The organism is Streptomyces sp. NPDC012508 (assembly GCF_042902595.1).
Classification (GTDB): domain Bacteria; phylum Actinomycetota; class Actinomycetes; order Streptomycetales; family Streptomycetaceae; genus Streptomyces.
Genome location: NZ_JBIBEO010000019.1, coordinates 20,035 through 28,658 on the forward strand (window position 1 = coordinate 20,035; position 8,624 = coordinate 28,658).

8 protein-coding genes and 2 pseudogenes are annotated in these 8,624 nt (G+C 66.1%); 3 read left to right on the forward strand and 7 right to left on the reverse strand.

Annotated elements, in window-relative coordinates:
- The first annotated feature begins 687 nt into the window (after window positions 1-687).
- On the forward strand, window positions 688-2,256 hold the full coding sequence (locus ACFY8U_RS35960; protein WP_389576316.1) for a hypothetical protein: 1,569 nt from the start codon (window positions 688-690) through the stop codon (window positions 2,254-2,256).
- Between the two features lie 275 nt (window positions 2,257-2,531).
- Here ACFY8U_RS35960 and ACFY8U_RS35965 read toward each other — a convergent pair whose 3' ends face one another.
- Both ACFY8U_RS35965 and ACFY8U_RS35970 read right to left on the reverse strand, forming a co-directional pair.
- On the reverse strand, window positions 2,532-3,320 hold the full coding sequence (locus tag ACFY8U_RS35965) for a hypothetical protein (RefSeq protein WP_389576317.1): 789 nt from the start codon (window positions 3,318-3,320) through the stop codon (window positions 2,532-2,534).
- Entirely contained in the window at window positions 3,320-4,063 is a 744-nt protein-coding gene (locus ACFY8U_RS35970) for a ParA family protein (protein WP_389576318.1), read from the reverse strand. Before ACFY8U_RS35970 ends, ACFY8U_RS35965 begins: the two co-directional genes overlap by 1 nt.
- Before the next feature lie 808 nt (window positions 4,064-4,871).
- Here ACFY8U_RS35970 and ACFY8U_RS35975 point away from each other — a divergent pair.
- Window positions 4,872-5,039: a hypothetical protein gene (locus tag ACFY8U_RS35975; protein ID WP_389576319.1), complete on the forward strand. Its 168-nt coding sequence runs from the start codon at window positions 4,872-4,874 to the stop codon at window positions 5,037-5,039.
- A 116-nt stretch (window positions 5,040-5,155) separates the two neighbouring features.
- Here ACFY8U_RS35975 and ACFY8U_RS35980 read toward each other — a convergent pair whose 3' ends face one another.
- The 5 genes and pseudogenes from ACFY8U_RS35980 to ACFY8U_RS36000 form a co-directional block, all read right to left on the reverse strand.
- Window positions 5,156-5,542, reverse strand: coding sequence for a DUF6233 domain-containing protein (locus ACFY8U_RS35980; protein ID WP_389576320.1), 387 nt, complete (start codon window positions 5,540-5,542; stop codon window positions 5,156-5,158).
- 9 nt (window positions 5,543-5,551) lie between these two features.
- The gene (locus ACFY8U_RS35985) at window positions 5,552-5,914 is read right to left on the reverse strand and encodes a hypothetical protein (protein WP_389576321.1); all 363 of its coding nucleotides are present in this window, start codon (window positions 5,912-5,914) and stop codon (window positions 5,552-5,554) included.
- Between the two features lie 143 nt (window positions 5,915-6,057).
- Complete coding sequence (locus ACFY8U_RS35990; RefSeq protein ID WP_389576328.1) at window positions 6,058-6,618, reverse strand: Ku protein; 561 nt, start codon at window positions 6,616-6,618, stop codon at window positions 6,058-6,060.
- Window positions 6,619-6,728: 110 nt separating this feature from the next.
- Window positions 6,729-6,782, reverse strand: a pseudogene (locus ACFY8U_RS35995) (hypothetical protein); the annotation flags it as partial.
- A gap of 79 nt (window positions 6,783-6,861) precedes the next feature.
- Window positions 6,862-7,143, reverse strand: a pseudogene (locus ACFY8U_RS36000) (transposase domain-containing protein); the annotation flags it as partial.
- Between the two features lie 232 nt (window positions 7,144-7,375).
- Here ACFY8U_RS36000 and ACFY8U_RS36005 point away from each other — a divergent pair.
- Window positions 7,376-7,987: an RICIN domain-containing protein gene (locus tag ACFY8U_RS36005; RefSeq protein ID WP_389576322.1), complete on the forward strand. Its 612-nt coding sequence runs from the start codon at window positions 7,376-7,378 to the stop codon at window positions 7,985-7,987.
- Window positions 7,988-8,624 lie beyond the last annotated feature (637 nt).

The window sequence follows — 8,624 nt, forward strand, 5'->3', positions numbered from 1 at the left end:
AGGTCACCTGGCTCCACTTCCGGCAACCCGCGGTCACCGGCTTGTTCAACACACTACAGGCCACTTTGCAAAGTGCCAACGCTGCCGCGTCTCGTGAAAAGTAGGGGGACCGGGCCACGTTGCCGTAAAGGCGGCAGGTCGCCAAGCCCTGAGTGCGCATAGCTTCCGTGAGTACCCGAGTCTCGAGTGTCGGACCCTTGCGGCAGGCTGCCGGAGTGCCCTCGCTTGACGATTTCCCGGAGAACCGGCGCTTCGCGCTGATGTGGGAGTACGCCCTCTTCCCCGGCCTCGACGCGCTGTACGACGAGATGCACCGCTCAGGTCGGTCGAGCCCATGCCTGCCGCCCCGGAGCTCGCTACCCGTTCTCACCGCCAGGCGCGACGACGACGGAATGCTCCATCTCCTACGCGGCGAACACCTTCTCTGCTCCGACGCACCCCCGCCTTGGACGTCAAAGCTGGATCGCCCGTACACCCTCGGACACCGGCCCGGTCAACTGCGCCTGCTGCCTGAGCTGATCACTGACCCTGGACATGTAGCACTCCACCTCCGGTGCACGATCGGGATGGGCTACACCGACGGGATGCACAACTGGCCCCCGCTCACTAGCGCGATCGCTCGGGGGCCGGGTCATCGAGGCCGGCTCTTTCACTCTCAACCCGTGCAGCACGCTGCTGCCGCCTCCGGTGCGCGAGCAGCTCATCCGGTCGCTGATCGTCGCCGCCGAACCGGATGCCCTCACCAGGCAGTCCACCCACGCTCTCCAGCACGCGCTCAACCATCCGAAATCAACCGCACTGGGCGGACTGGTCGATGCGCTGGTGAGTCCGGAAGACGGGCGCTGGCCCGCCGCCCGCCTCGCCACGTGGGGCGAGGACGTCGCCATAGCGCTCTCCCGCTACACCGAGGGCTCGCTGACCGGTCTGTTCGATGGCCGTGACTCGGGGATGCCCGAGACGGACCAGCCCATCATCGTCTTCGACTTCTCCCGCCTCGACCGCAACTCGCCCGCGATCCCTTCGCTGATGGCGGCCATCTCGTGCTGGGCGGAGAATGTGTGGCTGCCTCAGTCGACCGCCGTACACAGGCATCTGGTCCTGGAGGAGGCGTGGCAGATCCTCCTCTCGCCTGCCACCAGCGAACTGATCCAACGCCTGCTCAAGAACTCGCGCAAAGCGGCGATGAGCCTCGACGTCGTCATGCACACCCTCTCCGACCTCGGCGACGGCCCCGCCCGCGACCTCGCCCGGCTCTGTGAGGTCGCCCACGTCGGACGCCTCGGACCCGAGGAAGCCGCAGCGGTTGGCGCGCTGCTCGGACTGCCTGACTGGGCTGTGTCGGAGATCCCGACGCTGGCCCCGGGACAGGCCGTGTGGAAGGTCGGCCCCCATTACGTCGACATCATCGAAACCGTCCTCGACGCGGAAGAGGCCGCCCTCACCGACACCTCATCCCGCCGCCGCGCCGCGCAGCAGGCCCACACCACCGAGCAGGACCCGGCTGTGCCTGCCTGGACGGACAAGGACGACGAGGACGACTACGAGGACCAGGAGCACGACCAGGACCACGGCCTGGACCTCGTCGTGCAGGATCCGGAGGAGGACGGCTGGGACTGGGAGATGCCGCCCACCGTCATCGACCGTCGGCACCACGACGTCCTCCAGGCGGCGCAGCAAGGCCGGTGCAACGAAGCCGCTCAACTCGCGGCGATAGGAGAGCGCGAGGACATCACGGCCCACGGGATCATGTCGGATCAGGCCGTGTCCTGGCTGGCGACCCGCGCCCGGGTGGCCGATCTGTGCGGAAGCCCCGCACAGGCGCAGCAGCTCCGCGCTACCGTCACCGGTATGGGCAAGGATCCCGAATGGCTCAGCGCGACCGCCGAGCAGACAGACCCGGCCTGGTACAGCGGCGTCGACCCGGCCGTACCGGCTAGCGACGAGCTGCTCCCGCACCCGCCCACGGAACGGCGGCAGCGCCGAGTCTGGCCCTACGTCGCCGCAGTGGCCGCCGCGTCGGTGGCCACCGCCGTCATCTGGCAAGGAGCCGAAGCCGAACAACGGCAGGAGGACCGTAAGGAGGTCGCGCAGGCCTCTCCGGCGCGGAGCTCCACCTCGACGGAGTCAAGGCAGACCTCGTCGCACAGTGGACCAGCGACAGGGAGCGCGTCGTCATCGAACTGCGCTCGTTCTTCGACGCGAACGCGCGATACCTGCGGATCGATGCTGGCGGCAAGAGCGTGCACAGCGCTCTGACGGCTGACCTCAAATACCCCAGGGACCCTCGGATCGAGGTCCCGGTGACGGATCCTCTGGCTGATGTGACGGTCCGAGTAGCGGTCGGCGGAAGGAGCTGGAAGGAGGGCGATCGAGCGGCGTCCCGGGAGATCCGCCTTTCCCCCACCGGTATCGCCTATGACGCCGAGACTGGAGAGCGTCTGCCCTCCGATCTCTGATCACGCAGCAGTACGCGCGCGAAGCGGCCCCCGTCGCCCGGACCTCGATCCGGGTGGCGGGGGCCGCTTTGTGTTTCAGGCGTCGGTTTCCTGGGCGGGAAGGTCGCGTTCGATCGCGTCCAGTTCCTCACGTAGGCCCCTGCACAGGTCGCGTGCCTGAGCTGGGTCGGCCGCTGCCAGCCGCTTGAGTTTCGCCACGTTCAGTAGCGTGGAGGGAGCCAACGCGTGCGTTGCGGGCGTAGGGGCGGCAGGCTCCGGGGCCACGCTGTAGCCGCGCTCGACGGCGGCACGGCGAAGGCCGCGTTCGGTGAGGTCGCCGGCGGCCTCTGCCGTGCGCCAGCAGGCGCGGACGGCGTCGTCTCCGTGGCTGCGCTGTACGGAGATCAGCGGGCGTAGCGGCTGTTCCTTGAGCTGGCGCCGGGTGATCGTTGAGAGAGCCCGGACGACCGGGCCGACACGGATGACCTTGTTCATGTAGTCGCCGCTGCGCCCATGGAGAGCGCGGCCCCAGGCGTCGAAGGTCTCGTAGCCGGCCTGCCGGAACAGGTCCTCGTCTCGGACGATCTGGTAGGGCTCGGCGACCCACAGAAGGTACTGCTGGGTGATTCGCTCGGTCGCCAGCTCGGTTACGCGCTCCGCATGCAGGATCGCGTTCTCGCAGTACGACAGCCGCTCGGCCGGACTCGTCGCGCCCGGCGGGACGAAGACTGAGACCGCAGGAAGACTATTAGTCTTTTCGTCACCTCGACGATAAGGCTTGGTCTGTGGAGACTGGCCCTGGATGGTCTGCTTCCTGGGATCGACCTCGGTGCCGACCGTGGTCGACCGCAGCTGATCGGCGATGCTCGTGCGGGTGCCGGCCATCACGCGCCCACCGCCTCGGCGCCCGCGGCGGCCTGCGACGGGAGACCGCTCTCAGCCCCCCGCAGCCCGTGCTCCAGGGCGAAGCGATAGAAGTCCTCACGGGCCTGGAGTTCCACACGGTTGGCGTTGTACTGCGTCACCACCTTGGTCGCATTCGTATGCACGCGATACCGGCGGATCACGGTCTGCGCGACCGGATAGCCGTGGTCCTCGCACCAGCCACGGGTCCCGTCGACGTACGCCTGGCCCTCCGCCGGCGGCCAGTTGTTGATGACGACCTGGAACGGCACATTGAGCGGCTTGAGTACCCACTCGATCGTCTGCCACGTCGGCTCGTAGCAGTCCATCTCGGTGATCATCGGAACGATCACGTCGTCCGCCTGGCTCAGCAGCGCCCGCAGGATCCGCCCATACGTGTCCGTCCCCAGCGGATCAATACCGGTCTCCGGGTTGATCTCCGCCCAGCCGGGAGTGTCCACGAAGATGTGCGCATAAGGCAGCGCCTTCAGATGCGCGATGTTCTCGATGTCCCCGGAGATGTCCAGGATGTCGAAAGGCAGTTCAGCAAGTCGCGCCGCCCTCCACAGGGACGTGCCCTGAGGGTCAGCGGAAGCCACCGCCACGAAAGGACTTCCGTCCGGTCGCGTGCCTCGCACATCGGCGCAGACCGCGCCCATGTTCAGCGAGATCAGGCTCTTGCCGACGCCACCCTTGCGGTTCATGACGACATGGACTCTGGCCATGGGTTCTCCGTTCGCTTCACCGCCGGGGGCGGCTACTTCGGTTACGGCGCTCAGTCTGCCAGGCCGGAGCGCCCCGGACTGCGCTCCGACAGGCCGACATGGGAACCGTGGTCCTGCGGCTATCCTCGCCGGAGCCCGCGCCAGAATGGAGTGCACGGGTCAGGCCCGGTGCCCGTAGCTCTGGGGGCAGTACCACCGGGCCGCCCCAACTCCCCACATCGGCAAGCTGCCGCACTCGACGGTGCGCACCGTCGTCCGTTGTGCCGAAGGGCACATGTTCAGCACCAAGTTGTTCTTCGCTGAGTACAAGTCCGTCTACGAGGATGACTTCGGTCAGCGGCCCGACCATTCCACCCAGGGCATGTGAAGAGGTCGACGTCCGCGCCCCCGCTGACCACTGGATACCCCCGGAATGTCGCCTTCAAAGTGGTGCTCGACGGGCCGCCCTGCCATGAAAAGTGATGTCATCGCGCGGCCAATATCTGACACAGCAGCAGTGAACCCGCAGGTCAAAGGAGTTCAGGCACATCCGACGACATGAGGTGTGGGATTCCCGATTGGGGCAGGTCCACGCCCTCTGCGTATCGTGGCTGTCAGGCGTTCCCGGTACGACGAACGGGGAGTCCCTGCTGCACCGAGCTTTGGCCGGCGTGGTGCAGCGGCGGGACTCCCCGATCAGGCCGTAGCGGGCGCTCGTGACCACCGTTGAGAGACCGCGAGAAGGGCTTTACCACCTATGTCGCCCCCTACTGCATCCGACGGTACCCCAAATATGGGGTACGACAATTCTGGGCCTGGGCAGCCGCCGATGATCAGCATGCACTCGGCGGTCGTGCTCGTGATTGCGATCATGATTGGCGGAGTCGTCGGACTGCTGACCTACCTCGGTGCCGGTGTCCTGCCAGCCGCGTTCCTGGCAGGCCTGTTCGCGGCAGGAGTGAGTACCCCGGTACTACGCCGCGAGATCGGCAACTGAAGCACGTAGCTGGTCCGCGAGAAGCTGAGCGGGCCCGGGTAGTCCGGGCCCGCTCAGCGTCTCGGCCATGTGTGTGGAGGCACCGCGGCGAAGAAGACCGCTCGGAAGCGGGCGCCCTAGGGCGGGTTGCCGCCGTACGCCCGGCGCCCCGGCGGCGGGGGTCTGTCGATTTCGAGGCTCCCCCACGGCTGGCAGATGTCGCAGAACTCCAGGTCGGGGAACTGCCGCATGGTGGTGAATGCCTCTTCGCGGGACAGGAGGCCGGTCTGCCGCGGGTCAATGTGGCAGCCGCCGCGGTGCAGCACCGGCTGCCCCTCGGCCGCCCGCGCGGGCAACATCTTCCACCGCAGCTCGGCGTGCGCGACCTCCCGCCGGCGCTTCTCCTCCCGCTCCTCGGCCTCCAACTGCCGGATGGTCCGCTCCGTGACGTCGATCTGCCAGCGCAGGTACTCCAGTACGGCTCGGTGCTTGGCCAGCCGCTCGGACATCGACAGCCCGATCATGGCGCCCGCCTACGCGGCCTGGGCCGGGGCGAGTTGGGTGTCGGGGTGTTGCTTGAGCGCCATGCGTGCCGTCACCACCGCATCGCCCTGCTCCCGCGACCGCCAGTAGGAGTGAGTGGTCACGTCGGCCGCCAGGTCGCGCAGCCGGCCGAGGAGCCGGGCGTGCTCGGTCTTCTGCTCGTCGGTCCAGCCGGGGCTGTCCTCCCGGCCGCCGGTCACGACGCCGGTATGAGGGTGCACGTCGCCGGGCCATCCCGGCATCGGGACCACCGACCACGGCAGGGTCCGGCACAGCGCGGCAAAGTCCGCTCGGGCCTGGTGGAGAGCGAGCTGCGCGCTCAGGAGGTCACTCGGGAAGGGGGTATCGGCCACGGCTGAAATGATACGCCTGTTCGATTATGGGGGCTGTCGACACCCAGGCACACGGACCACGATCACCTGATCGGACCTCTCGCCGACGGACGCCTTGATCGGCGAAGCGACGCTCGGTCCGGTCGCCCGGGGTGGCGACGCGTTCACGGGGGCACCGGAGCGTCCGCGGTACGGAGCGAAGAAGCCCGCTTCCGCGCGGCCTTCTTCGCCGTGGTCTTCTTGGCGGCCGTCTTCTTCGCGGGCGCCTTCTTCTTGGCCGAGGTCTTCTTCTTCGGCTTCGGCATCTCGTGGACGGTGGCGTGCCCGCCGTCGTCACCGGTCTCGCCGCGGGACGCTTTGGCCTTGGCCACGGATTCCTCCAGCGCGGCCATGAGGTCGACGACCTGACCGGCCGGCGCGCCTTCCGCGCCTTCGGGGGCGGCCGGTGCGCGGTGCTCGGCTTTCGCCTCGATCACCTCGACCAGGGCGTCGCGGTACTGGTCGGTCAGCTCCAGCTCGTCGAGCCGGTCCACGGACAGGGCCTCCAGGAGGGCCATGGCCTCGGCGAGTTCCTGGTCGGTCAGCTCAACGGTGTCCGGCGCGAGCTCGCTGGGGTCTCTGACTTCGTCGTCCCAGCGCATGGCGTGGAGGAGCAGTGCGTCGCCGTAGGGGCGCAGGAGGCCGAGTCGCTCGCGGCCGCGGAGTGCGAACTTCGCGACGGCCACCTTCTCGTTCCGTCCCAAGGCCTGGCGCAGGAGGGTGTACGGGTGGCCGCAATCTGGCCATCTGCGGTGACGTAGTACGACGACTCTCCGATGTGGCGGGGGTCGATCGACTCCCACGGCACGAAGGAGACGATCTCGATGGCCTTCGCCGTGGGCAGCGGCATATCGGCGAGGTCCTGGTCGGTGATCGGGATGACCTGGTCCTCGCCGTTCTCGTAGCCACGCCGACAGACGCCACGGCTTCTCCCACCGGCGCACCCGTTTCAGCCCCTGCGTCAGAAGCCGGGCCACTTCCTCACACCCCTGCCCCGCAAACAGGCACATCGCGAGCACGAAATACGCGACCACCCGAGCCGGCAACAGCCCCGAGCGCTGCTCGACCCGCCCGCACTCCGCCACCACCTCATCCACCAACTTAGGCGGAAACACTCGCGTCAACACACCCAGAGCGATCCGGTCCGACAACCGGCCCCCCGACGACTTCACCTGTCCAGGCCTCGGCACACCACACTCACCGGCCAACACCCATCAAAGTCACCGGTATTGGATCTAAGGGGTATCCCCCATGTTTGGCGAGCGTCCACTTGATTACCTTGCTACCAGCATCTATAACCTGTAGACACTTAATGCACGCATATCACCTTAGTGGAATATTTTCCGTTAATGTGGACAGAGGGGATTTTCTGTGAAAGCTAAACTTGCTTTGCGAGGTAGAATTTTAGCGCTCCTCACCTCGGCAGTTAGCATCGGCGCGTTGATGGCCATGCCTCAATCTGCTTATGCTGCCGACCCGGAAGTAGATCCGACGAAAGTTCCCCTCCAGACGCTTAGCAAGGAGCCCCTTCCGGATAGCGGCGTACTTGATGGCTACATCATGAAGATAAAAACCATGTGGGGTGGAAACACTATAGAAGAGGGCGGATATGCTCTCAATATAGGCTACGATCAGGGTGATACCGCAAACGGTGCCCTGGCTCGCGTTTGGAACAATCGGCACTGGGATAATAACAATCGATGGGTGTTCGAAAATGGAGACCCGTACGGCTACTACATGTACCGCAACAAGTACACAAATCAATGCCTGACCGCTACGAGCACCCTGGAAGGGGCACCCGTAGTGCAACAACCTTGCGACTTTTATAACAAGGCTCAGCGGTGGGCCCTTAATAATGGCAACTTGCCGCGGTACTTCTATATTCGCAACAAGATGCTTGATGAACAGTCCGGAAGAACCATGGTTCTAAGCCAGCTCGAGGCTGTGCGTGGATCGATGGTTGTAACGCAGTCTCTCTCCGCGGCACTCAATACGCAACCCTGGAATGTCCGTTACTGTGGCGATACTCAAGACTGCTTTGTGCCACTTGGATAGGACTATTCCAAATGCGCTACAGCTGTGGATACTTCTTAATGCGATCACGATCGAGCGCTATTAAGGCGTCTCTCGCGTATAGGCTGCAACGCTATGGAAAGGGCAGCACCACCTCACATGTCGTGGATCAGTGAACCTGGGCTTTCCTGGCTGGAGTGGCGGGCTGTGCAGGTTGGTTGAGCACTGTGCAGGTTCACTGGTCCCCGGTATGAGCCCTCCACCCTGTGCCGGGGGTGGGGCTTGGGTCCAGAGTCGATCCGTATCTCATTTTGATGCACACTCGGGTTGGCGGGTGTAGTGTCATCCCTGATGGCGCATCAGGTTGTAGGTCTCCCGCGCCACCGACCACCCCCTCTTGCTGCTCGGGCCGAAGGCCCGTGGCCGCCCCGCGTAGCGGGGCCGGCCTCCCGGGGGCTCCGCCCCCTTCAGCCTGGGGCGTAGCCCCAGGCTTGGCCGCGTAGCGGCTTCGCTCCCGGAGCGCAGCGCAGGGAGCGCCAACCCGAGCGCGGAGCGCTCGGGTTGGGTGGGGAGCGGTAGCGACCCACCCACGCTCACGCGGAGCGGGAGCGCAACACCCCCGCGAAGCGGGGGTGTTCGCTTGCACATCGCGCAGCGATGTGGTACCCGCTCCGCGGGG